Raw genomic sequence first — 23863 nt, forward strand, 5'->3', positions numbered from 1 at the left:
GCCGATTCTCGGCAGTGGGAACCGGTGGGCCGTAGGGTGAACCGACCAATGACGCCGAGACGTAGCGGGGAATGCAGATGGGCCAGATCGGTAGTGCGGGAGAACGCCGACTCCAATCCGAGTACGGCACCGGGGATCGGGCCGCCAAGTTCTACTCGGATCAGATGCTGGACCATCTCAATCCGACGATGATCGAGTTCGTCGGACGCCAGGAGATCGCGTTCATCGCCACCGCCGACGCGTCCGGCGAGTGCGACAACAGCCTGCGTGCCGGGACACCGGGATTCATGCACGTCATCGACTCGAAAACCCTCGCGTACCCGGAGTACCGTGGCAACGGCGTCATGGCGAGCCTCGGCAACATCCTGGAAAACCCGCACGTCGGAATCATTCTCGTGGACTTCGTGCAGGACCTCATCGGACTGCACGTGAACGGTTCGGCCCGGATCGTCGACGACGAGGTCCTTCGCTCCGAGATCGCGGACCTGCCGGTGGACCACTCCGGCGGGCGGATCCCCGAACGCTGGGTGGTGGTGGACGTGGAGGAGGCATACATCCACTGCCGCAAGCACATTCCGAGGATGGCACCGGTTCCCCGCCACCGCGAATGGGGAACCGACGACGTGAAACGCAAGGGCGGCGACTACTTCGACGCCAAGGCGACGCCGCGCCACGACTCCGACGGACAGGTCGTCGAGGAACCCGCGCCCGCCGAACTCACCCAGGTCATCGCGCCGGGCTTCTCCGTGGCGCCGGCTGGCACTTCGGGCAACTGAACGACGAGCGGTTCATGAACTTCTCCCGCCGGATCGCGGTGCCGCAGCGAGGGCACGGGCGATCCTCCTGACCGTAGGCGGACAGGGAGCGGTCGAAGTAGCCCGACTCGCCGTTGACGTTCACGTATAACGCGTCGAAGGACGTGCCGCCCTGGGTGAGTGCCTCGCGCATGACCTGCTGGGCGGCGGTGAGCACAGCACGAATCCGGGGACCGGTCAGCCTGTCGGTGAGCCGATTTCCGTGGATCTGCGCGCGCCACAACGCCTCGTCCGCGTAGATGTTGCCGATGCCGGAGACGACGGTCTGGTCCAGCAGCACACGTTTGATCTCGGTGTGCTTGCCGCGCACCACCTTCACGGTGGCCGCGAGGTCGAAACGCGGATCCAGTGGGTCGCGGGCGATGTGCGCCACCGAGTCCGGCACGAGTGAGCCGTCGACCTCAACGAGGGGCGCGAGCGCCCAGCCTCCGAACGTCCGTTGGTCCACGAACCGGAGGTCGAGACCGGAATCGAGCCGGGCCCGGATGCGCAGATGCTTCTCGGTCGGCAATTCCGGTGGCTGCACGAGCATTTGACCACTCATACCCAGATGGACCACGAGTGCGACCGTGCTGGGTTCGAGGACCAGCCACAGATACTTTCCGCGGCGGTCGGCGCCCGCAATACGTTCGCCGGTGAGCTGTCCGGCGAGGTCGGCCGCGCCGGGCAGGTGACGCCGGATCGCCCGCGGGTGCAGGATGTCCACGGAATCGATCGACGCCCCCACGATGTGGCGTTCGAGTCCGCGCCGGACCACCTCGACTTCGGGTAGTTCAGGCACTGACGTCGTCGGTCGCTACGTCGGGGCCCGCGTCGGACAACGCGTTCCACGCCGTGCTCGCGGCCTTCTGCTCGGCCTCTTTCTTGGAGCGGCCGATACCGACGCCGAGGGGCTTGCCGCCGACGATCACGGTGGCGGTGAACTCCTTGTCGTGATCCGGACCCGTCGCGGTGATCTCGTACGCCGGAACTCCGACGCCACGCTCCGCGGTCAGCTCCTGCAGGCTCGTCTTCCAGTCCAGGCCCGCGCCGAGGCGGGGGGCTCGCTGGAGGAGGTCGCTGAAGAGATCGAGTACGACGCGTCGCGCCGTCTCGATTCCGTGCTCGAGGTGGATGGCGCCGAGAATCGACTCCATGCCGTCGGCCAGGATGCTCGGCTTGTCGCGGCCGCCGGTCATCTCCTCGCCCTTCCCGAGTAGGAGATGGGCACCGAGACCGCCCTCACCGAGGCTGCGCGCCACTTCCGCGAGCGCGTGCATGTTCACGATGCTCGCCCGGATCTTCGCGAGGTCGCCCTCGGATTTATCGGGGTGCGCGAGGTAGAGCTTCTCCGTGACGGTGACTCCGAGTACGGAGTCACCGAGAAACTCGAGACGCTCGTTGGTGGGCAGACCACCGTTCTCGTACGCATACGAGCGGTGCGTCAGCGCCAGGGTGAGCAGTGAAGGCTCGATTTCTACGCCGAGGGCGGCGAGGAGGGATGCGTGATCCTCCTCGCCGCCGGCGGGTGTATTACTGATGTCGCTCGTCACAACGCCTCTCCGTGGAGAATTAGACGGCGGCAGTGACCTGGCGGCCCTTGTATGTGCCACACGACGGGCACGCGACGTGGGGCAGCGTCTTCTCGCCGCAGCCACGGTTGGGGCAGGTGACGAGGGTAGGCACAGTGGTCTTCCACTGGCTGCGACGCGACCTCGTGTTGGATCGCGACATTCTGCGCTTGGGGACAGCCACTTCTACTTCTCCTCGGCTTCGTTGTTCACAAGATTCTTGCTGGGTTCCGAATCCACGCCAAATTTGGCTGCAAGACCAGCCCAGCGAGGATCAAGTATGTCATGCCCGTGGCCAGATTCGGCAATCGCCAGGCGAACGCCACATTCTGGGCACAATCCTTGGCAGTCGTCACTGCAGAGCGGCTGCAATGGCAGTGCAAGGCCGACGGCGTCGATCACGACGGGTTCGAGGTCGATCTCGTCGTCGACGACGTGATAGACCTCCCCCTCCTCCGTGGTCTCCTCCGTGGTGCTGTCCGGGTACGCGAACAGTTCCGTGAGGGTCAGGTCCACCGTGCCGGAGAACGGCTCGAGACATCTCGAGCACTCCCCGACGGTGTCGGCTCGCAAGGAACCGGTGACCAGGACCCCCTCGGATACGGCCTCCAACCGGAGATCCAGATCGATCTCCGATCCTTCCTCGATGGCGATCAGGTCGAGACCGATGCGCTGTGGCGCCGTCACCACCCGGTCCACGGTGCGCATCGAACCGGGACGACGGCCGAGTTTGACCGTGTCCAGCACGAAGTCCGCGTCCCGACGGGAACGCGATGAGCTGTGGCGATGGGATGACAACAGGCTTCACTTTCGAGAAAAGGAAAACGACAAAGGGCAACCACTCCACGATACGCAATGAGCGCGGTGGAGCCAAATTCGATCGAGGGTTCCGCCGCTCAGCGTCGACGCTCGGCGCGGCGGTCGTCGACGTCGTAGTCGGATGCGTAGTCGGGAACACCCGAACCCGTCCGCAACTGCTGACGCCCCCGCCCCACGGACCGGACCGTGCCGTTGAGGAAGTCCTCGAACTCCGCGAGCTTCGTGTCGACGTACAGGTCGCAGTCCGAGCGGAGACGATCCGATTCGGCGTGCGCGGAGTCGATCACCCGGGCCGACTCGGCGTGGGCGGCCTGGACGACCTCCGTCTGCGAGACGAGCCTCGCCTGCTCGGCCGTGCCCTCCGCGACGGACCTCTCGTAGGACGCCTTGCCCGACTCGATCATGCGATCGGCCTCGGACCGCGCCCGACCCGTGAGCGTGTCGTACTCGCGCTGGCCTTCGGCGACGGAGGACTCGGCCTCGGCACGCGCGTCGGCGACCAACTGCTCGGCGTGCGCGCGGGCCTCGGCGACCATCCGGTCGGCCTGCGCCTTCGCATCCGCCAGGATGCGGTCGGCGTCGTCGCGGGCGTTCTCGATGGTGGAGTTCGCTTCGGCGTTGGCGCTGGAGACGGTCTTCTCCGCGTTGGCGCGGGCGTCCCCCACCAGTTTGTCCTTGTGGTCCAGGACGTCCTGGGCGTCGTCGAGTTCACCGGGAATCGCATCGCGCACGTCGTCCAGCAGTTCGAGGACGTCGCCGCGGGGAACCACGCAGCCGGCGGTCATCGGTACGCCGCGTGCCTCTTCGACAATCGCGACAAGTTCGTCGAGCGCCTCGAAAACCCGGTACACAAGCAACCCCAATCGTCCGTGACCCTCAGCAGGTCGGCGCAGCCTTCCTCGTGCAAGTCTGCACGACCGGACGCCGCGGGCGGGTCCTGGCAGCCGGTGTGTCGGGTATCAGCTGCTCTCGGCGGCGCGCTCGGCGATCCTCGTGAGAAGGCGGGCGTGCACCTTCTCCGGGAGCATGTCGGAGACGTCGCCACCGAAGGTGGCCACTTCCTTCACGAGCGAACTCGACAGGTAGCTGTAAGTGGGGTTGGTCGGGATGAAGAGGGTGTCGACACCACTGAGCTTCTGGTTCATTTGCGCCATCTGCAGCTCGTAGTCGAAGTCGTTGGCACCGCGCAGGCCCTTGACGATCGCCGTGATCCCTTGCTGCTTGGCGTAATCCACCAGCAGGCCGTGCCAGGAGGAGACCCGCACGTTGGGCAGATCGGCGGTCGAGTCTTCGAGCATCTCGATGCGTTCCTCGACGGTGAAAAGGCCACGCTTGTTCTTGTTGACCATGACCGTCACGATGACCTCGTCGAACTGCGCGGCAGCTCTGCCGATCACGTCAAGGTGGCCATTGGTCACGGGGTCGAAGGATCCGGGGCAGACAGCGCCAGTCATGAGTCCAGACCGTAGCAGGTCGCCAATTCGATTCTCGCCTCACCGTACTTCTTCGCCTTGACGGGCGCGAAGCCGTCGGGCCAGGCCGTCTCGGGTGACCTCGACGACCGCTCGAGCACCACGATCGAGCCGTCGCCGACCCAGCCGTTCACCCGCAGGTGACCGAGGACCGTCTGCACCGCCGCATCGTCGACGGCGTATGGCGGATCCGCCATCACCAGGTCGTACGGCCGGTCGGCGGTGCCCGCGAGCACCGCGGCCACCGGGGCGCCGCGGACTTCCGCGCCGGGCAGGCCGACCGTCGTCACGTTGTGTTTGATGATGCCTGTCGCCTTCGAGTCGGACTCGACGAGGACGACGCGATCCGCACCCCGGGACAGCGCCTCGAGGCCGAGCGCCCCCGATCCCGCGTAGAGATCGAGGACGGACGCGCCCTCGAGGTCCATCCTGCTGTGCAGGGCGCTGAACAATGCCTCGCGGACCCGGTCCGAGGTGGGCCGGGTCCCGCTCGGCGGGACCCGCAGGCGTCGACCGCCCGCGAGTCCCGCGATGATCCGAGTCACTCGCTCGCGGACTCCCCCGTCGCCACGACGGCGAGGAGGTCGCCGCCCTCCACCTGCTGAACCGAACCGATGGCCAGCCGGGAGACGGTGCCACCGCGGGGTGCGGTGATGGCCGCTTCCATCTTCATGGCCTCGATGGTGGCGATCGTGTCGCCGGCGGCGACATGCTGGCCCTCGGTGACGGCGAGGGTCACCACACCGGCGAACGGCGCCGGCACGTGGCCGGGGTTGTTCTTGTCGGCCTTCTCCGCGGCCGGGATCTCACTGGAGATCGACCGGTCACGCACCGACACCGGACGCAACTGCCCGTTGAGGATGGCCATGACGGTGCGGTATCCACGCTCGTCGGGTTCGGAAATGGCCTCGAGCCCGATGAGCAGCTCGACACCCTGCGCGAGGCGGACCCGGTGCTCGTCGCCGCGGCGCAGTCCGTAGAAGAACTGGTTCGCCGACAGCTGCGAGGTGTCGCCGTACTTGTCCCGGTGCTCGAGGAATTCCTTCGTCGGGCCGGGGAACAGCAGCCGGTTCAGCGTCGCGCGGCGCTCCGCGGACGTGCCGGCGAGGGCCTTCTCGTCCTCCGCGGACAGCGGCACCTCGGGCTTGGCGTCGCCACGGCCTTCGAGTGCCCGGGTGCGGAACGGTTCCGGCCAGCCACCGGGCGGGGTGCCCAGTTCGCCGCGCAGGAACCCGACCACCGAGTCGGGGATGTCGAACTTCGCGGGGTTCTCCTTGAACTCCTCGGTGGAGGCACCGGAGCCGACGAGGTGCAGGGCGAGGTCGCCGACCACCTTCGACGACGGGGTGACCTTCACGAGGCGGCCGAGCATCCGGTCGGCGGCCGCGTACTTGGCCTCGACCTCCTCGAACTTGTCGCCGAGCCCGAGGGCCACTGCCTGTGTGCGCAGGTTCGACAGCTGACCGCCCGGGATCTCGTGCGTGTAGACACGCCCGGTGGGGGCGGGCAGCCCGGACTCGAACGGCTTGTAGACCTTGCGGAGCGCCTCCCAGTACGGCTCGAGGTCGCACACGGCCTGCAGGTCCAGGCCGGTGTCGTGCTCCGAGTGCGCCGCCGCGGCCACGATGGCCGACAACGCCGGCTGGCTGGTGGTGCCCGCCAGTGCGGCCGACGCGCCGTCGACGGCGTCCGCGCCCGCCTGCCACGCGGCCAGGTACGTCGCGAGCTGTCCGCCCGGGGTGTCGTGGGTGTGCACGTGCACGGGCAGGTCGAAGTTCTTCCGCAGCGCGGTCACCAGCGTGGTGGCGGCCGGGGCGCGGAGCAGTCCGGCCATGTCCTTGATCGCGATGATGTGCGCACCGGCCTCGACGATCTCCTCCGCCAGGCGCAGGTAGTAGTCGAGGGTGTACAGCTTCTCGTTCGGGTTCGACAGGTCGCCGGTGTAGGACAGGGCGACCTCGGCGACCGAGGTGCCGGTCTCGCGGACGGCGTCGATGGCCGGCCGCATCTGGTCGACGTTGTTGAGGGCGTCGAAGATGCGGAAGATGTCGATGCCGCTGTTCGTGGCCTCCTCGACGAACGCCCGCGTCACCTTCTCCGGGTACGGGGTGTACCCGACGGTGTTCCGGCCGCGCAGCAGCATCTGCAGGCAGATGTTGGGCACGGCCTCACGCAGCGCCGACAGCCGGTACCAGGGGTCCTCGTGCAGGAACCGCAGCGCCACATCGTAGGTGGCACCGCCCCACGCCTCGATCGAGAGCAGTTCCGGGGTCATCCGGGCGACGTGCCCGGCGACGTCGAGCAGACCGCTGGTGCGCACACGGGTCGCGAGCAGCGACTGGTGGGCGTCGCGGAACGTGGTCTCGGTGACCGCGAGTGCCTTCTGCTCCCGCAGTGCCTTGGCGAATCCCTCCGGCCCGAGGGCGAGGAGCTTCTGGCGGCTGCCGTCCTGCGGCGGGGCGGACAGGTCGATCTGGGGCAGCTTGTCGCGCGGGTACACCGCCGACGGCCGCTCGCCGTGCGGCTTGTTGACCGTCACGTCGGCGAGGTAGGACAGGATCTTGGTGCCACGGTCGGCGGAGCTGCGCAGCGTGAGCAGCTCGGGGCGTTCCTCGATGAACGAGGTGGTGACCCGGCCCGCCTTGAAATCGGGGTCGTCGAGCACGGCCTGCAGGAACGGGATGTTCGTCGACACGCCGCGGATGCGGAACTCGGTGACCGCGCGGCGGGCCCGGGCGACCGCGGTTTCGAGGTCGCGGCCGCGGCAGGTGAGCTTGACGAGCATCGAGTCGAAGTACGCGCCCACCTCGGCGCCGAGGGTGGCACCGCCGTCGAGACGGATGCCGGCGCCGCCCGGTGTGCGGTACGCGGTGATCCGGCCGGTGTCCGGACGGAACCCGTTGGCCGGGTCCTCGGTGGTGATGCGGCACTGCAACGCCGCACCGCGCAGCGTGATCTTGTCCTGACTCAGGCCCAGATCGGCGAGGGTCTCCCCCGACGCGATCCGCAGCTGGGACTGCACGAGGTCGACGTCGGTGACCTCTTCGGTGACGGTGTGCTCGACCTGGATGCGCGGGTTCATTTCGATGAACACGTGGTTGCCGCGGGTGTCGAGGAGGAATTCGACGGTGCCCGCACAGGAGTAGTTGATCTCCTTCGCGAACGCGACGGCGTCGGCGCAGATCTTCGCCCGCAGCTCTTCCGGAAGGTTCGGGGCCGGCGCGAGTTCGATGACCTTCTGGTGCCTGCGCTGCAGCGAGCAGTCCCGCTCGAACAGGTGGATGACGTTGCCCTGACCGTCGGCCAGGATCTGGACCTCGATGTGCCGCGGGTCGACGACCGCCTGCTCGAGGAACACCGTCGGGTCACCGAACGCCGACTCGGCCTCGCGGGCGGCCGCCTCGATGGACTCCTTGAGCTGTGCCCGCTCGGCGACCCGGCGCATGCCGCGGCCACCGCCGCCTGCGACGGCCTTCACGAACAGCGGGAACTGCATGGTCTCGGCCGCGGCCAGCAACTCGTTCACATCGGCGGACGGCTCCGACGACGCCAGCACCGGCAGACCGGCCGCCTTCGCCGCGGCGATCGCGCGCGCCTTGTTTCCGGTGAGCTCGAGCACCTCGGCGGAGGGACCGACGAACGTGATGCCCGCCTCGGCGCACGCGGCGGCGAGATCCGGGTTCTCGGAAAGGAAGCCGTAGCCGGGGTAGATGGCATCGGCGCCTGCCTGCTTGGCCGCGGAGACGATCTCGTCGACGGAGAGGTACGCCCGAACCGGGTGTCCCTCCTCGCCGATCTGATAACTCTCGTCGGCCTTCAGACGGTGGATCGAGTTCCGATCCTCGTACGGGAACACCGCAACCGTTCCAGCACCTAGTTCGTAGGCGGCACGGAAAGCGCGGATCGCAATTTCGCCACGGTTGGCGACCAGGACTTTGGAGAACATTGGAGCAAACTACCCCGTCGAAGACGGCCGTGGAGAACAGGCATCCCACATTGCAAGATTCTCCACAAACTTCACAAAGACCCCCCTGACGTGTGCGAATTCTGCAACAGACCCGAAACAGACGTGCGAAGTTCTCACGTTTTCTCCAAATATTCGATGCGGTCGGCGTCGAGCGCCGACGTCACCATCGCCGACAGCCCCGGGTGATTCTCGAGCCGCGGATCGTCCGCGATCACCGACCGCGCGAACTCGGACGCCGCCGCGATGACGTCCTCGTGGCCGAGCAGCGACAACAGCCGCAGCGTCGACGTCGTGCCCGACTGCGCCGCACCGAGGATGTCGCCCTCGCGACGGGTGGCGAGGTCGAGCTGCGCGAGTTCGAAGCCGTCGTTGGTCGACGCCACGTTCGACAGTCGCTCGTAGGCGGGGCCGCCCGGGTTCATTTCCGTGACGAGAATGCACAGCCCCTGGTGTTTGCCACGGCCGACGCGTCCGCGCAGCTGGTGCAGCTGGCTGACGCCGAAACGGTCCGCGTCGACGATCACCATGATCGTCGCGTTCGGGACGTCGACTCCGACCTCGACCACCGTGGTGCACACGAGGACGTCGATGTCGCCGGCCGTGAAGTCGCGCATCACCGCGTCCTTCTCGTCCGCGGGCAGCCTGCCGTGCAGCAGTCCCACCCGCAGGTCGGGCATGATGTCGCCGCTCAGTTCCTCGAACACGTCGACGGCGGACTTCGTCTCGGGCGCCTTCTCGTCGAACGCGTCCTCGCCGTCGCCCTTCTCGCCGTCGCCGATCCGTGAGCACACGACGTACGCCTGCCGCCCGTCGGCCACGTCCTCGCGGATCCGTTCCCACGCCCGCGCGACCCACTGCGGCTTCTGGGACGCGGGTACCACACTGCTCTTGATCGGGGAACGCCCCTTCGGCAGCTGGCGCAGCGTCGACACCTCCAGATCGCCGAGCACGGTCATCGCGATGGTGCGGGGAATCGGCGTCGCCGTCATCACCAGCAGGTGCGGGCTCAGGCCCTCCCGCGCCCTCGACCGCAGCCGGTCGCGCTGCTCGACACCGAACCGGTGCTGCTCGTCGACGACCACCATCCCGAGGTTGAAGAATTCGACGTTGTCCTGGATCAGGGCGTGCGTGCCGATGACGATTCCGGCGTCGCCGGTGATCGCCTCGTTCATGGCCGTTCGTTTGGCGGCGACGCCCATCGACCCCGTCAGCAGCGCCACCCGTGTCGCCTTCTCGTGCGCGCCGAGTTCCCCGGCGGTCGCGAGGGCGCCGAGCATCGCCCGCAGCGACCGGGCGTGCTGCGTGGCGAGCACCTCGGTGGGCGCGAGCAGCGCGCACTGGTAGCCGGCGTCGACCACCTGGAGCATGGCGCGCAGGGCCACGATCGTCTTGCCCGAACCGACCTCACCCTGCAGCAGCCTGCTCATCGGGTGTGGTTGCGCCAGATCGGCGGAGATCTCGTCGGCGACCGAATGCTGACCGTCGGTGAGCTGGAACGGGAGCATGCTCTCGAACACGTCCGCGATCCCGCCGGGCACGGGCGAGCACGCCGGTGCGACCCGCTCGGCGTTGTCGTGGCGGCGACGGGCGAGCACCAGTTGCAGCGCGGTCGCCTCGTCGAACCGCAACCGGTCGTGGGCGTTCTCGACGTCCTCGCGGGTGTCGGGCAGGTGGACCGACCGCAGGGCTTCGTCGAGTCCGATCAGGTCCCGTTCGGCCCGGACGTTCTCCGGCAGCGGGTCGTCGACGTGGTCGAGCTGGTCCAGGATCTGGCGGACGCATTTCATGATCGTCCAGCTCTCGACGTCCCGGGTGGCGGGGTAGAGCGGGATCAGCGCGCGGTCGAACACCGACATGTCGACCCCGGCTCCGGCTTCCTGCGACGCCCGGGCGATGCCCGCGAGGTCGCCGGCGCCGCGTATCCGGCCGACGTTGACGACGGGGTCCTCGCTGCCCGCGCGGGGTTCGGGAAGGACGAGGTAGCTCGGGTGGGTGAGGCTCCACTTGCTGCGGAAGTACTTCACCGTTCCCGAGAACATCGCGCGCACGCCGGGCTTGATCACGTGCTTGACCTTCTGCGGACTGAAGAAGGTGACGTCCACGTTCTGGGTGTCGGTCGACAGGACCACCTTGAGCATGCTGCCCGGCCGGTTCTTCATCTTCACGACGGCCGCGGACGTGACCCGGGCGATGATCGTGATGTGCTCGCCCTCCGGCGGGTCCTTCTCGGCGAGCTCCCGGCCCTGCGAGGCGTACCGGTGCGGGTAGTGCCGCAGCAGGTCCTCGACCGTGCTGATGTCGAACGCCTCCTCGAGCGCGTCGGCGGTCTTCTTCCCCAGCAGATGATCGAGCCGGTCGGACAATGTGGCCATCGAATTCCTCATTCCACCCCGAGTTGCAACAGATCTCCAGGTTGTCCTCCGTGGTAGATCATCACCTCGACGCCGGGGTGCCGCTGCGAGATGTGATCGGCCAGTTCGGTGTCGAGCCCCTCCGGCGCTTCCGAGCCCATCAGGAGTGTCACCAGTTCTCCACCAGCGCCGAGGACGAGGTCGACGAGCCGGCGTCCGGCGGCGACCGCGTCCGGTTCGATGACGATCACCTCGTGACCCATCAGTCCGATGCCGTCTCCCGGCTCGCACGTGCCCACGTAGGTGAGGGCACGTTCGCGGGCGATCCGCAGCGACCCCCAGCGGGTGGCGGCGGCGGCCTCGGACATCGCGAACGCGTCGTCCACCGCCTCGCGCTCGGGATCGTGCACCGCCAGGGAGGCGAGTCCCTGCACCATCGCGGACGTCGCGAGCAACAGGACCTCGTGCCGGGCGTCGCGCGCCGCGGCGCTGACCGCGACGAGTTCCTGCGCCGTCAACGCGCCGTTGGGGAGGACGAGCACCTCTGTGCGTCCCATCTGCCGGATGACGCCGAGGAGCTGGGCGCGGGTGACGGGGGCGTCGTCGCAGCGCAGGATCGTCGCGCCCTCGCTCGCGAACAGTTCGGCGGCGCCGTCTCCGGCCACGACGGCGACGATTCCCCGCTCGCCCTGATCCGGCCGTGTCCGGACCGGCGGAACGAGCAGCCCCTGGTCCCGGGCGTCCACGAGGAAGCTGCTGACCCGGATTCCGTGGATGCGTCCCGCCGCGAGTCCGGCTTCCACGGCGGCGCCCGCGTCCGTGCAGTGCACGTGCACCGACCAGCCGCCGTCGCCGTCGCCGACGATCACGATCGAGTCCCCGAGGTCGTTCAGCGCGCCGCGCAGCCCGGCCATCCGGGCCTCGTCGGACTCCGCGACCAGGTACATCACCTCGAAGTCCTGGTCCGAGCCCTCGCCGCAGTCGGGTCCGGGTCCCGGATGCGCGTGCGCTGCCTGCACCTCGCCGACGGCGACGGGTTCGGCGCGGCGCGCGGACGGGGTGCGTCGCGGGACGTGGAGTGCGATCGGAGGGCGGTCCGGCGGCGCGCCCGTGACGGCGGTGACGAGCGCGTCGAGGATGACCACGAGTCCGAGTCCGCCCGCATCGACGACGCCTGCGGTGCCCAGCACCTCGAGTTGCGACGGCGTCCTGGTGAGCGCGGCCGCCGCCGCGTCGGCGGCCGCGCGGGCGGTGTCCGCGACCGGAGCCTCGTCCGGGAACTCCGCCGCCGCGTCGGCGGCACAGCGCAGCACGGTGACGATGGTGCCTTCCACCAGGTAGCTCACCGCGTCCGTCACCAGGTTGGTGGCCATCAGCAGTCCGGTCCGGACCGTCCGGGTGTCGACGGCGGACGCGACGGCCGCTTCCGCGACCCCCCGCAGCACCTGCGACAGGATCACCCCGGAGTTCCCGCGGGCGCCGGCGACCGCACCCCGCGCCAGGGCGATCGCCACCTGGCGGACGTCCTTGGTGCCGCCGTCGGCGCCCGCGTACTCGTCGATCGCACCCAGCGCCGCGCGCATCGTGAACAGCAGGTTGGTGCCGGTGTCCGAGTCCGGGATCGGAAAGACGTTGAGGCTGTTGATCTCCTCGCACCGCCGTTCCAGTCCCGCGACGGCGGTCCGCGCCCACAACTCGAGGACTCGACCGTCCATCGGGAGCTCAGGGGCCACAGTCGTCCTCTCCGGCCGGGGAATGGTGAAGGTGCCGCCAGACTAGTCGGGGGACGGTGATCGGGCCCGCGGTCCGAGCCGTTCGGGACCGGGTTTGGCCATTCCCCACTCGAGCGGCTACTCTTGCACGGTTGCCTCGTTACGGGCGCACTTGCTGTGCCCTGTTTCCACGAGGCCAGCAAATTTCACAGTTCACTATCTTGAAGGAGTTCGCGACTATGGCTGCCGTCTGCGACGTATGCGCCAAGGGGCCCGGCTTCGGTAAGTCGGTCTCGCACTCGCACCGGCGTACCAACCGTCGCTGGAACCCGAACATCCAGACTGTTCGTGCCGAGGTTGCCCCCGGAAACACCCGGAAGGTCAACGTCTGCACGTCCTGCCTGAAGGCTGGAAAGGTTGCTCGGGGCTGACCCGACGCTGCGTGCGATGTCACTGCGCCCCCGACACTTCGGTGTCGGGGGCGCAGTTCTTTTCTGTCGCGACTGCAGCCCGATTCGGCATCGTCGCAGCGCATCGGGGCACGACGGGCACCGGCAGGGGCCCACGTAGGGTGCAACGGTGACTTCTCTCGATGGATTCAGCAAAGTACAGCTCGAAGACGGCGTCCTGCGCGTCACGATCGCGACGGCGGAGAACGGCACCTCGCTGGACGGCGAGGGTTTGGTGCAGGGTGCCCGCGCGCTCGAAGCGGTCGGTGACCGGATCGGCAGCGTCCTCCTCGTCGGGGAGGGCCCGAACTTCTGCGCGGGCGGCAACGTCCGCGCCTTCGCGTCCGCACCGGTGCGCAGCGAGTGCGTCGCCGAGGTGGCGGGCGTCTTCCACGACTTCGTTCGGGCGCTCGACGCCGTGACCGTTCCGGTGATCGCCGGTGTCCACGGCTGGGCGGCGGGCGCCGGCATGAGCCTCGTCTGCCTCACGGACGTCGCGATCGGTGGCCCCGGCACCAAGCTGCGCCCCGCCTACCCGTCGATCGGCTACACGCCGGACGGCGGCATGTCCTGGACGCTGCCGCGCATCGTCGGCGACGCCCGTGCGCGTGAGATCCTGATCACCGACGCCGTTCTCAGCGGTGACGAGGCCGTTCGCCTCGGCATCCTCAGCCGCCTCGTCGGCGACGACGTCGTCCAGGACGAGGCGCTCCGGCTCGCCCGCACCCTCGCCGCCGGCCCGACGTCGTCGTACTCGGGGATCAAGACACTCGTGCGCGATTCGCGGTCACGCACGCTCGCCGAGCAACTCGACGCGGAGGCCGAGTCGATCGCCGCCGCGGCCGACAGCCCGGTGGGACGCGAGGGCGTCGACGCGTTCGTGGAGAAGAGGCGTGCCGATTTCGCATCAGTGAAGTGAAGCGTCGTGCGGATTTCGCGTCGGTGAAGGACACGCAGGACTGACGGTCCCGTCCGCGCCGCCCTCGCCGTCCCGCGGGCGGGCGGCTTACGGCAGCTGCCAGTTCACCGGTTCCGCGCCCAGGCCGTCGAGGAGTTCGTTCGCGCGGCTGAACGGCCGCGAACCGAAGAATCCGCGTGACGCCGACAACGGTGAGGGGTGCGCCGACTCGATCGTCGGCACGTCGCCGAGCATCGGTTTCAGGGTGGACGCGTCCCGGCCCCACAGAATCGCGACGAGGGGTTCGGGGCGCGCCACGAGGGCGCGAATGGCCTGTTCGGTGACCGCCTCCCAGCCCTTCTTCCGGTGCGCGGCCGGGAGTCCGGGCTGCACGGTGAGAACCCTGTTCAGCAGGAGCACGCCCTGACGGGACCACGGGGTGAGGTCGCCGGTGGTCGGCGTCTGGTAACCGAGGTCCTTGCTGTACTCGGTGAAGATGTTGCCGAGACTGCGCGGCACCGGTTTCACCTCCGGAGCCACCGAGAAGCTGAGACCGACGGCGTGACCGGGTGTGGGGTACGGATCCTGGCCCACGATCAGGACCTTGACCTCGGAGAACGGGTGGGTGAACGCCCTCAGGACGTTCTCCCCGGCGGGCAGGTACTCACGACCGTCGGCGATCTCCGCGCGCAGAAACGCGCCCATCTCCGTGATCCGCCCGGCCACCGGTTCGAGCGCCTCGGCCCATCCTGCCTCGACGAGGTCCGACAGCGGCGCCGCCATCAGTCGAGCCTGCGCAGCGACTCGCGGTAGTAGGCCGCGTTCGCGGCGTACATCTTCACGTTCCTGTCGAGGTGCCCCTCGGGGACCTCGTAGCCCTGCCGGATCTTCGCGGGGACACCGAGCGCCATGCTCCGCGGCGGAACCTCGAACTTGAACGGGACGACGGCACCTGCTCCGACGATCGACCCTGCGCCGATGACCGAACCGTTGAGCACGATCGAACCGGACGCGATCAGGCAGTGGTCGCCGATCGTCGACCCCTCGATGTGCGCCGCGTGGCCGACGACGCAGCCCGAGCCGATGACGGTGGGATCGAACACCGTGCAGTGGATCACGGTGCCGTCCTGGATGTTGGTGTCGGCGCCGACGGTGATGGTGCCGTAGTCGGCGCGAAGCACGGCCTGCGGCCACACCGAGGTTCCCGCCGCCAGGGTCACGTTTCCGATCACCACGGCGTCGGGGTGGACGTAGGCGTCCGGATGGATGTCGGGTTCGCGGTCCCCGAGCGCGTAGATAGCCATGCGTGCAACCTATACCGCGAAACTCTGCCAGCCGCCGGCCCCCGGCCAGGTCTCGCCGTCGACCGAGATGCCGGACCCGTCGTGGACGACACCGATCCGGGTCCACCCCGCCGGGAGCGGGACGTCGCCGGGGAAGGTGGCGGCGAAGCCGTGGTCCTCTCCCCCGGTGAGCACCCATTCCCAGTGGTCGGCGCCGAGACCCTTCGCCGCCGACACCAGTTCCGGCGACACGGTCACGTCGGATCGGCTGAGCGACATCCCGACTCCGGACTGTTCGCAGATGTGGCCGAGATCGGCGAGGAGCCCGTCGGAGATGTCGGTCATCGCGTGAACACCGCCGGCCGCGGCGGCCCACGCCGCGGCATACGGCGGGGTGGGGACCCGGTGCGCGGCGAGAAGGTCCGGGAAATCCGTGGATCCGCCGAGCAGCAACGCGAGACCGGCCGCCGATCGGCCGAGTTCCCCGGCCACCGCGACCACGTCACCCGGCCGCGCGCCCGACCGCCGGATCGGGCTTCTGCCGCCGAGATCACCGAGGACGGTGACGGAAATCACGACCTGGGCGGCCTGCACGAGATCCCCGCCCACGACACCGGCTCCGAGTTCCTCGGCGCTCTCCCCGATCGCCGCGGAGATGCCGTCCGCCACGTCGATCGGCGTGTCCGGCGGCAGGCCGAGGGACACCAGGAAAGCTGTCGGTCGCGCACCCATCGCCGCGACGTCGGCGGCGTTCTGGGCCACCGCCTTGCGACCGATGTCTCGCGGCGAAGACCAGTCGAGTCGAAAATGCCTGTCCTGCACCAGCATGTCGGCGGACACCGCCACCCGACCGTCGGCCGCCCGAACGAGAGCGGCGTCGTCTCCGGGGCCGATCAGGGTGGTCGGGGGCTGCACCCGGCCCTGCACCGCGCGGCCGATGACGGCGAATTCGCCGACGTCGGCGACGGTGCGGGGCGGAGTCGGGTCCGGGGAATCCGTCGGTGTGATGGTGTGCCTCCAGGCGCGCCGTAGTGTCGGGTGACCCGCGCGACGGCCGTGGGTCCGGTCGACGGAATGTGCGACTGCGGTACCTTCAAGCTGTTGCCGGGACTACTCGGCACGTGACCGATCAGCGCGCCGAAGCACCCGCGACTCTACCGAGATACCTGCGGGGCGGAGCAGGGAAGGGCCGGAGCGAGAGTGCAAGCGTTCATCCTGATCCAGACCGAAGTCGGCAAGGCTGCGGCGATCGCGACCGAGATCGCGAAGATCACCGGAGTGCGGACCGCCGAGGACGTGGTCGGACCGTACGACGTCATCGTGCGGGTGTCCGCCGACGACGTCGCTCCCGTCGTCAAGGAGATCCGTCAGGTCGCCGGCATCACCCGCACCCTCACCTGCGACGTCCCCGAAAAGTCTGCGAACAAGAACTGAGCATGTCCGATCTCGAACCCGAACAGAATGCATCCGACGGCACTCCCGGCCCGGCCCTCGCGGAGCGACGGAATCCGGCGCTCATCGCGACGGCCGTGGCACTGCCCGTTGCCCTGATCATCGGCATCGTCGTGGCCGCGGTCTTCGCCGGCCGCAACCCTGCCAAGGAACCCGTGTCGCTGGGGCCGGTGCCGGCGCCGGCGTCCGGGTCCGCGGAGTGCGCCGCCCTGATGGCGGGCCTCCCCGACGCGCTCGGCGACTACACCCGGGCGGAACTTACCGAACCCGCACCCGAGGCGACCGCCGCGTGGCAGCCGGCCGAGGGCGAACCCCTCGTGCTGCGGTGCGGCCTGGACCGTCCCGCGGAGTTCGATCAGGCGTCCGCGCTTCAGGTGATCGACGGGGTGCAGTGGTTCGAGATCTCCGGTGCGAGCGCCGGAATCGACGCGAGCAGCTATTTCGCCGTCGACCGCGGCGTGTACGTCGGACTCACCGTTCCCATCGGTGTGGGCCCGACTCCGCTCCAGGACATCTCCGGCGCGGTGTCGCAGGCACTGCCGCAGAAGCCCCTCGATCCGGCGCCGGTCGCGAATCCCTGACCGCCGGACCGCCGTTTCGCTATCGAAGGCCGGTGCCGCGCGCGAGGGCGGTGTCGACCAGCGTCGAGACGAGGGTGCCGTAGTCGACGCCCACCGCGTCCCACATGCGCGGGTACATCGAGATAGACGTGAATCCCGGCATCGTGTTGATCTCGTTGATCACCGGGCCGTCCTCGGTGACGAAGAAGTCGACGCGTGCGAGTCCCTGGCAGTCGAGCGCGGAGAATGCGCGCACCGCGAGTTCGCGGATCTCGTCGCTGACCGAGTCCTCGAGTTTCGCGGGCACGTCGAACTCGCACACGTCGTCGAGGTATTTGCTGTCGAAGTCGTAGAACGCCTCGTCGTCGTCGGCGCCTTCCGGCATCCGGATCTCGGCGATGACGCTGGCCCGCACCTCGCCGTCCGGGAACTCGAGGACTCCGCACTCGACCTCGCGGCCGGCGATCCCCGATTCGACGATCACCTTGGGATCGTGCCGGCGGGCATGGGCGATGGCGTCGTCGAGTGCGGCCCACTCGGCCACCCGGGTGATGCCGATGGACGACCCGCCGCGGGCCGGTTTCACAAACACCGGGAGGTGGAGACGCGATTTCTGTTCGTCGGTCAGCGTCGCTGTGCCGGGACGCAGGACGACCTGGAACCCGATCGGCAGGCCTTCCGCGGCGAGCAGCTTCTTCGTGAATTCCTTGTCCATGCCTGCCGCGCTCGCGAGCACGCCGGGACCGACGTACGGGACTCCGGCGAGTTCGAGCAGGCCCTGGATGGTGCCGTCCTCACCGTAGGCGCCGTGCAGGACCGGGAAGACGACGTCGACGGACGCCAGGATCTTGCCCGCTTCGCCGTCGTCGAGGGCGACGAGGTCGCCGGATCGCGTCGGGTCGGCGGTGAGCGCCAGTGCGGACCCGTCGGCATCGACGCTGGGCAGCGCCCGGCCGCGGATGGACAGCGTCTCGGGGTCGGTGGAGCCGAGAACCCATGAACCCTCGGTGGTGATGCCGATCGGCACCACCTCGTACCGTTCCGGGTCGAGATTCTTCAGGACGCTTCCGGCCGACACACAGGACACGGAATGCTCGTTGCTGCGGCCACCGAAGATGACGGCTACCCGGGTACGCGGTTTACTCACGACACAAACCGTACCGTCGCCGTGACCGACTCACCGCACCCACCTCTCCTCACGTTTTCTTCGCCGACCTCAGGACACGACGGGCGGCACGCACGTCACAATGCGGACAGCGCACTCTCGAGATCGGCGACGAGGTCGTCGGTGTCCTCGATTCCGCACGAGAGCCGCACGAACCCGTCGGGCACGGGGTCGCCCCATCGGGCCCGGCGGTCGGCGCTGGTGTGGATACCGCCGAAACTCGTCGCCGGTACGAGGAGGTCGCTGCCGGCCACCAGCCGGTGGAACTGTTCGGCGGAGTCCACCTCGAACGTCACCAGCCCGCCGAACCGGCGCATCTGCCCGGCGGCGACGGCATGCGCGGGGTCACCGGGCAGCCCCGGGTACCGGACGTGGCGGGCCGCCGGGTGCGTCTCCAGCAGGGTCGCGAGCGCCAGGGCGTTGGCGCATTGCCGCTCGAATCGCAGCCCCGCCGTTCCGAGGCTCCGGTGGGCGAGCCACGTCTCGAAGGGGCCCAGCACCGTGCCCGACAGCGCCCTCTCCCGTTCCATGCCGGCCAGGAAGTCGGCGTCGGACGCGGCGATGTACCCCATGAGCAGATCGCTGTGACCGCTCAAAGTCTTTGTGCCGCTGGCGACTACCACGTCTGCACCCAGCTCGAGTGGTTGCTGGCCGAGCGGGGTGGCGGTCGTGTTGTCCACCACGAGAACGGCGCCCGCGTTCGCGCACTGCTCGGACACGGCCCGCAGATCCACCACGTCCAGGGACGGGTTGGCCGGGGTCTCGGCCACCACGACCGTCGTCCCCTCGGCGGAGGCCAGCAGTGCTGCGGCCGCCTCGCCGGCCATGTCGGCGGTCCGCAGTTCGTGCACGGTGATGCCCATCGGCTCCAGACGCTCCCGCGCGTACGCGCGCACCTGGTAGTAGCCGTCGGACGGCACGACGACGGTGTCGCCGGCGGTGAGCAGACTCCGCAGCACGACGGTGATCGCCGACATCCCGGAGCCGACGACGAGCGCGCCCGCGGCGCCCTCGAGCGCCGCCAGTGCCGACTCGAGGTCGCGCCAGCCCGGGTTGGAGGCCCGCGCGTAGGTGTCGGATTCACTCCCCTCGTCCGCGCTCAGCTGGTAGGGCGCCGCGAAGACCGGACCCCTCTGCATCGGCGAACCAGGAATCTTTTCTGCTGCAACAGCTTTGACGCAGCGGGTCGAATCACCACTCACGTGTTCACTCCGGCTTCGTACGGCGGCCGAGCAACTGTCCGATCGCGTCCTGCACCACGAGACCCTCGTGGCACACTCGGTGCACGGCATCGGTCAGCGGCATCTCGACGTCGTAACTGGCGGCCAGAGCACGCACCGACGAGCACGATTTGACGCCCTCGGCGACCTGACCGTGGGTGGCCGCCTGAGCGCTCTCGATCGATCCGCCCTGACCGAGACGCTCCCCGAACGACCGATTCCGGGACAGGGGCGACGTGCACGTGGCGACCAGATCGCCCACCCCGGCGAGACCCGCGAGGGTGGCGGGTTTCGCGCCGAGCGCAACTCCGAGCCGGATGATCTCGGCGAGACCGCGAGTGATGATGCTCGCAATCGTGTTCTCTCCCAAACCGATTCCCGATGCCATACCGCAGGCGAGGGCGATGACGTTCTTGCAGGCGCCGCCGATCTCGCAGCCGATGACGTCCGAATTCGTGTACGGCCGGAAGTATCCGGTGGCCGAGGCCTTCTGCAATTCGAGCGCCCGCGTCGAATCCGTGCACGCGACGACCGTGGCCGCCGGCTGGCCGATCGCGATCTCCCGGGCCAGATTGGGCCCGGACAGCACGGCGACGCGCCCCGGATCCGCGCCGGTGACCTGAATGATCACCTGACTCATCCGCATGAGGGTGCCGGTCTCGATGCCCTTGGCGAGACTCAGCATGGTCGCGTTCGCGGGGATCATCGGACTCCAGACCTGCAAGTTGTCGCGCAGGGACTGCGACGGCACCGCGAGGACGACGATGTCGGCGCCGTCGAGCGCGGCCCGCGCGTCGTCGGTGGCGGTCAACGACGGAGGCAGGGCGATGCCCGGCAGGTAATCCTCGTTCTCGTGCCGCGACACGATCGATTCGGCGACCTCAGCGCGTCGCGCCCACATGGTGACATCGGTCCCGGCGTCGGCCAAGACCTTCGCAAATGCAGTCCCCCATGAACCCGCTCCCAGTACCGCAGCCTTGCTCACACAGCCCCCTCGTCGTTCGTTACCCGATGCGTCGCCCACAGTATTGCCGATGCCGAGGTCGGGCGCCGCTCCGCTACCGAACTCGTCCGCTGCTCAGCCGCGACCGGGCGTCCGGCGCACCACCCCGCGCGGGCTGGCAAGATATCCGCATGAGCACAGCGACCCGATCCGTGGCGCCGCGCGCGCACGTACTCGTCGCGGTGAAGGAACTCCACGCGGCCAAGACGCGACTGTCGGGTGTCTTCGACACGGACGACCGCACCGGACTGGTGCTGTCGATGCTGCGCGACACCCTGGCCGTCGTCAGCGACGTCGCGACGGTCGTCGGCGTCACCGTGGTCACGCCGGATCCCGCGGTGGCCCGGCTCGCCCGCAGCGTCGGCGCGAACGTCTACGCCGACCCCACCCCCGTCGACGCCGAAAATCTGCCGGACGAGGGCGGCACCGAGCACGGACTCAACGCGGCCCTGGCCGCCGCGGCCGAGCACGTCCGCCGCAACGAGAGCGGAGTCGACGTCGTCGCACTGCAGGCAGACCTTCCGTCACTGCGCGGAGGCGAATTCGGCGAAGCACTCGCCGCGGCGAGAACCGGCGGCAGGTCGGTGGTCGTCGATCATCACGGCACCGGAACGGCCGCACTGTTCTCCTGCGACCCGGCGATTCCCCTCGATCCCCGGTTCGGACCGGGATCGGCGAAGCGGCATCTCGACTCCGGGGCACGTCCCCTCGACGGCCACTGGCCGGGGCTGCGGACCGACGTCGACACCGCCGACGATCTCGATGCCGCGCAGGCGCTCGGCGTCGGACCTGCGACGCGAGCCGCACTCGACGCCCTCGAACACACCGCGCCCTCGCGCTGCGGAAACGAGTAGCCCGCGCACGCCGAGTGAATTTGCCCCATCAATTGTCCGCCGCCGAATTCTCGAGGGATGATCGTGGAGTGAGCAACCGAGAAGCACTCGATCACCCGACCGACGTCGACGGAAAGAACGGAACCCGCGACGGCATCGTGACGGCCAGCCCCACGAACGTTCCGATGGCTCCCCCCGCTGCGACGAGTGCCCTCACGAGCGCGCTGACGGACGGGCTCCCCGAAGATCGTTACCTCAACCGTGAACTCAGTTGGCTCGATTTCAATTCACGAGTACTTGCACTCGCCGAGGACACGTCGCTGCCGCTGCTCGAGCGCGCCAAATTCCTCGCCATCTTCGCCTCCAACCTGGACGAGTTCTTCATGGTCCGGGTCGCGGGACTCAAGCGCCGCGACGAGACCGGCCTGTCCGTGCGGTCAGCCGACGGCCTCTCCCCTCGCGAGCAACTCTCGCTGATCGCGACCCGTACCCAGGAGATCTCGGAGAAGGCCGCGCGGGTGTTCCTCGACTCGGTGCGTCCTGCGCTTGCCGCCGAAGGGATCTCCATCATCGGATGGGACGACCTCACCGACGACGACCGCGACCGCTTGTCGGTGCACTTCCAGGACCAGATCTTCCCCGTCCTCACCCCGCTCGCCGTCGACCATGCCCACCCGTTCCCCTACATCAGCGGCCTGAGTCTCAACCTCGCCGTGACAGTGAAAGACGCACTCACCGGTGGCGAACACTTTGCGAGGGTCAAGGTTCCGGACAACGTGGGCAGGTTCGTCCGCGTCCGCCGCGACGAGACACCGTCCTCCATCGACGCGTTCCTGCCCCTGGAAGATCTGATCTCCGCCCACCTCGACATGCTGTTCCCGGGCATGGAGATCGTCGAACACCACGCCTTCCGCATCACCCGCAACGCCGACTTCGAGGTCGAGGAAGACCGCGACGAGGACCTCCTGCAGGCCCTCGAGCGGGAATTGGCCCGCCGCCGCTTCGGATCCCCGGTGCGACTCGAGGTCGCGGACGACATGACCGAACACATGCTCGACCTCCTGCTGCGCGAACTCGACGTCGACCCCGGCGACGTCATCCAGGTGCCCGGACTGCTCGATCTGTCGTGCCTCTGGCAGGTGTACGCCGTCGACCGGCCCGCCCTCAAGGACGCACCGTTCGTGCCCGCAACGCATCCGGCGTTCGGCGAGCGGGAAACACCCAAGAGCGTCTTCTCCACCCTTCGCGACGGCGACGTCCTGGTCCACCACCCGTACGACTCGTTCTCCACCAGCGTGCAACGCTTCATCGAGCAGGCCGCCGCCGACCCCCAGGTTTTGGCGATCAAGCAGACGCTCTACCGCACGTCCGGCGACTCCCCCATCGTCGACGCCCTGATCACCGCCGCCGAGGCCGGCAAACAGGTTGTCGCACTGGTCGAGATCAAGGCGCGATTCGACGAGCAGGCGAACATCAAATGGGCCCGCAAGCTCGAACACGCGGGTGTGCACGTGGTGTACGGACTGGTCGGGCTCAAGACTCACTGCAAGACGTGCCTCGTCGTCCGCCGCGAGGGGTCCACCATCCGGCGTTACTGCCACATCGGCACCGGAAACTACAACCCGAAGACGGCCCGGCTGTACGAAGACATCGGTCTGCTCACCGCGGCACCGGAGATCGGCGCCGACCTCACCGACCTGTTCAACTCGCTCACCGGCTACTCGCGGAAAACGCAGTATCGCAACCTCCTCGTCGCGCCGTACGGTGTGCGCCGGGGCATCATCGAGCGGATCGACGGTGAGATTGCGCACAAATTGCGGGGCGAAGACGCCGGAATCCTCCTGAAGGCCAACGCCTTGGTCGACGAACAGGTGATCGACGCGCTCTATCGCGCGTCCAAGGCCGGCGTGCCCGTCGAGATCGTCGTCCGCGGCATCTGCGCCCTCAAGCCCGGAGTTCCCGGACTGAGCGAGAACATCCACGTCCGGTCGATCCTCGGCCGTTTCCTCGAGCATTCGCGAGTCTTCCACTTCCGCGGCGCCGACGAATTCTGGATCGGCAGCGCAGACATGATGCACCGCAACCTCGACCGACGCGTCGAGGTCATGGCGCAGGTGAAGGATCCTCGCCTCACCGCTCAGATCGGCGAGATCGTCGATTCGGCGCTCGATCCCGTCACGCGGTGCTGGGTGCTCGGACCCGACGGCCGGTGGGTTCCGTCCCCCGCGCACGGCGAGGAGGTCCGGGACCACCAGGAGGCCATGATGCGCAAACGAATGGGCACCGGATCCTGATCGCGGCGTACCCGCGGCAG

The 23863-nt window shown here is 68.6% G+C and carries 23 protein-coding genes; 7 read left to right on the forward strand and 16 right to left on the reverse strand.

What is annotated here, in order from left to right:
* Positions 1–71: 71 nt before the first annotated feature.
* Positions 72–776 (forward strand): pyridoxamine 5'-phosphate oxidase family protein, encoded by a 705-nt coding sequence (locus BLV94_RS11735; RefSeq protein WP_072937780.1) that lies wholly within the window; start codon positions 72–74, stop codon positions 774–776.
* On the opposite strand, the gene mutM is transcribed toward BLV94_RS11735, so the two are convergent.
* The 10 genes from mutM to BLV94_RS11785 form a co-directional block, all read right to left on the reverse strand.
* Positions 727–1596 (reverse strand): bifunctional DNA-formamidopyrimidine glycosylase/DNA-(apurinic or apyrimidinic site) lyase, encoded by an 870-nt coding sequence (gene mutM / locus BLV94_RS11740; RefSeq protein WP_072937779.1) that lies wholly within the window; start codon positions 1594–1596, stop codon positions 727–729. The two genes, BLV94_RS11735 and mutM, sit on opposite strands and share 50 nt — an antisense overlap.
* A complete protein-coding gene (gene rnc, locus BLV94_RS11745; RefSeq protein ID WP_072937778.1) occupies positions 1589–2347 on the reverse strand; it encodes a ribonuclease III in 759 nt (252 codons plus the stop codon). The genes mutM and rnc overlap by 8 nt, the downstream gene beginning before the upstream one ends.
* A gap of 19 nt (positions 2348–2366) precedes the next feature.
* Positions 2367–2549 (reverse strand): 50S ribosomal protein L32, encoded by a 183-nt coding sequence (gene rpmF, locus BLV94_RS11750; RefSeq protein WP_005240446.1) that lies wholly within the window; start codon positions 2547–2549, stop codon positions 2367–2369.
* Positions 2550–2551: 2 nt separating this feature from the next.
* Positions 2552–3112 carry a YceD family protein gene (locus BLV94_RS11755; RefSeq protein WP_072937777.1) on the reverse strand — a complete coding sequence of 187 codons (561 nt, stop codon included), beginning with the start codon at positions 3110–3112 and terminating at the stop codon, positions 2552–2554.
* Between the two features lie 149 nt (positions 3113–3261).
* On the reverse strand, positions 3262–4035 hold the full coding sequence (locus BLV94_RS11760; RefSeq protein WP_072937776.1) for a DivIVA domain-containing protein: 774 nt from the start codon (positions 4033–4035) through the stop codon (positions 3262–3264).
* 108 nt (positions 4036–4143) lie between these two features.
* Positions 4144–4638, reverse strand: coding sequence for a pantetheine-phosphate adenylyltransferase (coaD, locus tag BLV94_RS11765; protein ID WP_015890262.1), 495 nt, complete (start codon positions 4636–4638; stop codon positions 4144–4146).
* On the reverse strand, positions 4635–5201 hold the full coding sequence (rsmD, locus tag BLV94_RS11770) for a 16S rRNA (guanine(966)-N(2))-methyltransferase RsmD (RefSeq protein WP_072937775.1): 567 nt from the start codon (positions 5199–5201) through the stop codon (positions 4635–4637). Before rsmD ends, coaD begins: the two co-directional genes overlap by 4 nt.
* Positions 5198–8602, reverse strand: coding sequence for a pyruvate carboxylase (locus tag BLV94_RS11775; RefSeq protein WP_072937774.1), 3405 nt, complete (start codon positions 8600–8602; stop codon positions 5198–5200). The genes rsmD and BLV94_RS11775 overlap by 4 nt, the downstream gene beginning before the upstream one ends.
* Before the next feature lie 134 nt (positions 8603–8736).
* Positions 8737–10995 carry an ATP-dependent DNA helicase RecG gene (recG, locus tag BLV94_RS11780; protein WP_072937773.1) on the reverse strand — a complete coding sequence of 753 codons (2259 nt, stop codon included), beginning with the start codon at positions 10993–10995 and terminating at the stop codon, positions 8737–8739.
* 8 nt (positions 10996–11003) lie between these two features.
* Positions 11004–12689 (reverse strand): DAK2 domain-containing protein, encoded by a 1686-nt coding sequence (locus BLV94_RS11785; RefSeq protein WP_072937772.1) that lies wholly within the window; start codon positions 12687–12689, stop codon positions 11004–11006.
* Positions 12690–12925: 236 nt separating this feature from the next.
* Between BLV94_RS11785 and rpmB the strand changes: the two genes are divergently transcribed.
* The gene (rpmB, locus tag BLV94_RS11790) at positions 12926–13117 is read left to right on the forward strand and encodes a 50S ribosomal protein L28 (RefSeq protein WP_005240429.1); all 192 of its coding nucleotides are present in this window, start codon (positions 12926–12928) and stop codon (positions 13115–13117) included.
* A gap of 148 nt (positions 13118–13265) precedes the next feature.
* Positions 13266–14054 carry an enoyl-CoA hydratase/isomerase family protein gene (locus BLV94_RS11795; RefSeq protein ID WP_072937771.1) on the forward strand — a complete coding sequence of 263 codons (789 nt, stop codon included), beginning with the start codon at positions 13266–13268 and terminating at the stop codon, positions 14052–14054.
* A gap of 87 nt (positions 14055–14141) precedes the next feature.
* On the opposite strand, the gene BLV94_RS11800 is transcribed toward BLV94_RS11795, so the two are convergent.
* From BLV94_RS11800 to BLV94_RS11810, 3 genes are read right to left on the reverse strand one after another with little or no spacing between them, the layout of a single operon-like run.
* Positions 14142–14819, reverse strand: coding sequence for a uracil-DNA glycosylase (locus tag BLV94_RS11800; RefSeq protein WP_072937801.1), 678 nt, complete (start codon positions 14817–14819; stop codon positions 14142–14144).
* A complete protein-coding gene (locus BLV94_RS11805; RefSeq protein ID WP_072937770.1) occupies positions 14816–15337 on the reverse strand; it encodes a gamma carbonic anhydrase family protein in 522 nt (173 codons plus the stop codon). Before BLV94_RS11805 ends, BLV94_RS11800 begins: the two co-directional genes overlap by 4 nt.
* 9 nt (positions 15338–15346) lie before the next feature.
* The gene (locus BLV94_RS11810; RefSeq protein ID WP_072937769.1) at positions 15347–16324 is read right to left on the reverse strand and encodes a thiamine-phosphate kinase; all 978 of its coding nucleotides are present in this window, start codon (positions 16322–16324) and stop codon (positions 15347–15349) included.
* A gap of 192 nt (positions 16325–16516) precedes the next feature.
* Here BLV94_RS11810 and BLV94_RS11815 point away from each other — a divergent pair, with 192 nt between their 5' ends.
* Entirely contained in the window at positions 16517–16750 is a 234-nt protein-coding gene (locus tag BLV94_RS11815) for an Lrp/AsnC ligand binding domain-containing protein (RefSeq protein ID WP_072937768.1), read from the forward strand.
* A 2-nt stretch (positions 16751–16752) separates the two neighbouring features.
* A complete protein-coding gene (locus BLV94_RS11820) occupies positions 16753–17349 on the forward strand; it encodes a DUF3515 domain-containing protein (protein ID WP_072937767.1) in 597 nt (198 codons plus the stop codon).
* A gap of 19 nt (positions 17350–17368) precedes the next feature.
* On the opposite strand, the gene BLV94_RS11825 is transcribed toward BLV94_RS11820, so the two are convergent.
* The 3 genes from BLV94_RS11825 to BLV94_RS11835 all read right to left on the reverse strand — a co-directional run bounded on the left by BLV94_RS11825 (position 17369) and on the right by BLV94_RS11835 (position 20698).
* Positions 17369–18475 (reverse strand): D-alanine--D-alanine ligase family protein, encoded by a 1107-nt coding sequence (locus tag BLV94_RS11825; RefSeq protein WP_072937766.1) that lies wholly within the window; start codon positions 18473–18475, stop codon positions 17369–17371.
* Between the two features lie 95 nt (positions 18476–18570).
* Positions 18571–19695 carry a cystathionine gamma-lyase gene (locus BLV94_RS11830; RefSeq protein WP_072937765.1) on the reverse strand — a complete coding sequence of 375 codons (1125 nt, stop codon included), beginning with the start codon at positions 19693–19695 and terminating at the stop codon, positions 18571–18573.
* A gap of 4 nt (positions 19696–19699) precedes the next feature.
* Positions 19700–20698: an NAD(P)H-dependent glycerol-3-phosphate dehydrogenase gene (locus tag BLV94_RS11835; RefSeq protein ID WP_072937764.1), complete on the reverse strand. Its 999-nt coding sequence runs from the start codon at positions 20696–20698 to the stop codon at positions 19700–19702.
* 170 nt (positions 20699–20868) lie between these two features.
* Here BLV94_RS11835 and cofC point away from each other — a divergent pair, with 170 nt between their 5' ends.
* Together cofC and BLV94_RS11845 are read left to right on the forward strand one after the other, a co-directional pair.
* The gene (gene cofC / locus BLV94_RS11840; RefSeq protein WP_306454235.1) at positions 20869–21570 is read left to right on the forward strand and encodes a 2-phospho-L-lactate guanylyltransferase; all 702 of its coding nucleotides are present in this window, start codon (positions 20869–20871) and stop codon (positions 21568–21570) included.
* Between the two features lie 68 nt (positions 21571–21638).
* Entirely contained in the window at positions 21639–23843 is a 2205-nt protein-coding gene (locus BLV94_RS11845; protein WP_072937762.1) for an RNA degradosome polyphosphate kinase, read from the forward strand.
* Positions 23844–23863: the final 20 nt, after the last annotated feature.

The sequence above is a fragment of the Rhodococcus koreensis genome, assembly GCF_900105905.1.
In the GTDB taxonomy this organism is placed as follows: Bacteria; Actinomycetota; Actinomycetes; order Mycobacteriales; family Mycobacteriaceae; genus Rhodococcus_F; species Rhodococcus_F koreensis.

What these genes read in the sequence shown, in the direction of transcription:
- BLV94_RS11735 (WP_072937780.1), top strand. Translation starts at nt 72, where the DNA reads ATGCAGATGGGCCAGATCGGTAGTGCGGGAGAACGCCGACTCCAATCC.
- coaD (WP_015890262.1), bottom strand. Translation starts at nt 4,638, where the DNA reads ATGACTGGCGCTGTCTGCCCCGGATCCTTCGACCCCGTGACCAATGGC.
- BLV94_RS11775 (WP_072937774.1), bottom strand. Translation starts at nt 8,602, where the DNA reads ATGTTCTCCAAAGTCCTGGTCGCCAACCGTGGCGAAATTGCGATCCGC.
- recG (WP_072937773.1), bottom strand. Translation starts at nt 10,995, where the DNA reads ATGGCCACATTGTCCGACCGGCTCGATCATCTGCTGGGGAAGAAGACC.
- BLV94_RS11785 (WP_072937772.1), bottom strand. Translation starts at nt 12,689, where the DNA reads ATGGACGGTCGAGTCCTCGAGTTGTGGGCGCGGACCGCCGTCGCGGGA.
- rpmB (WP_005240429.1), top strand. Translation starts at nt 12,926, where the DNA reads ATGGCTGCCGTCTGCGACGTATGCGCCAAGGGGCCCGGCTTCGGTAAG.
- BLV94_RS11805 (WP_072937770.1), bottom strand. Translation starts at nt 15,337, where the DNA reads ATGGCTATCTACGCGCTCGGGGACCGCGAACCCGACATCCATCCGGAC.
- BLV94_RS11820 (WP_072937767.1), top strand. Translation starts at nt 16,753, where the DNA reads ATGTCCGATCTCGAACCCGAACAGAATGCATCCGACGGCACTCCCGGC.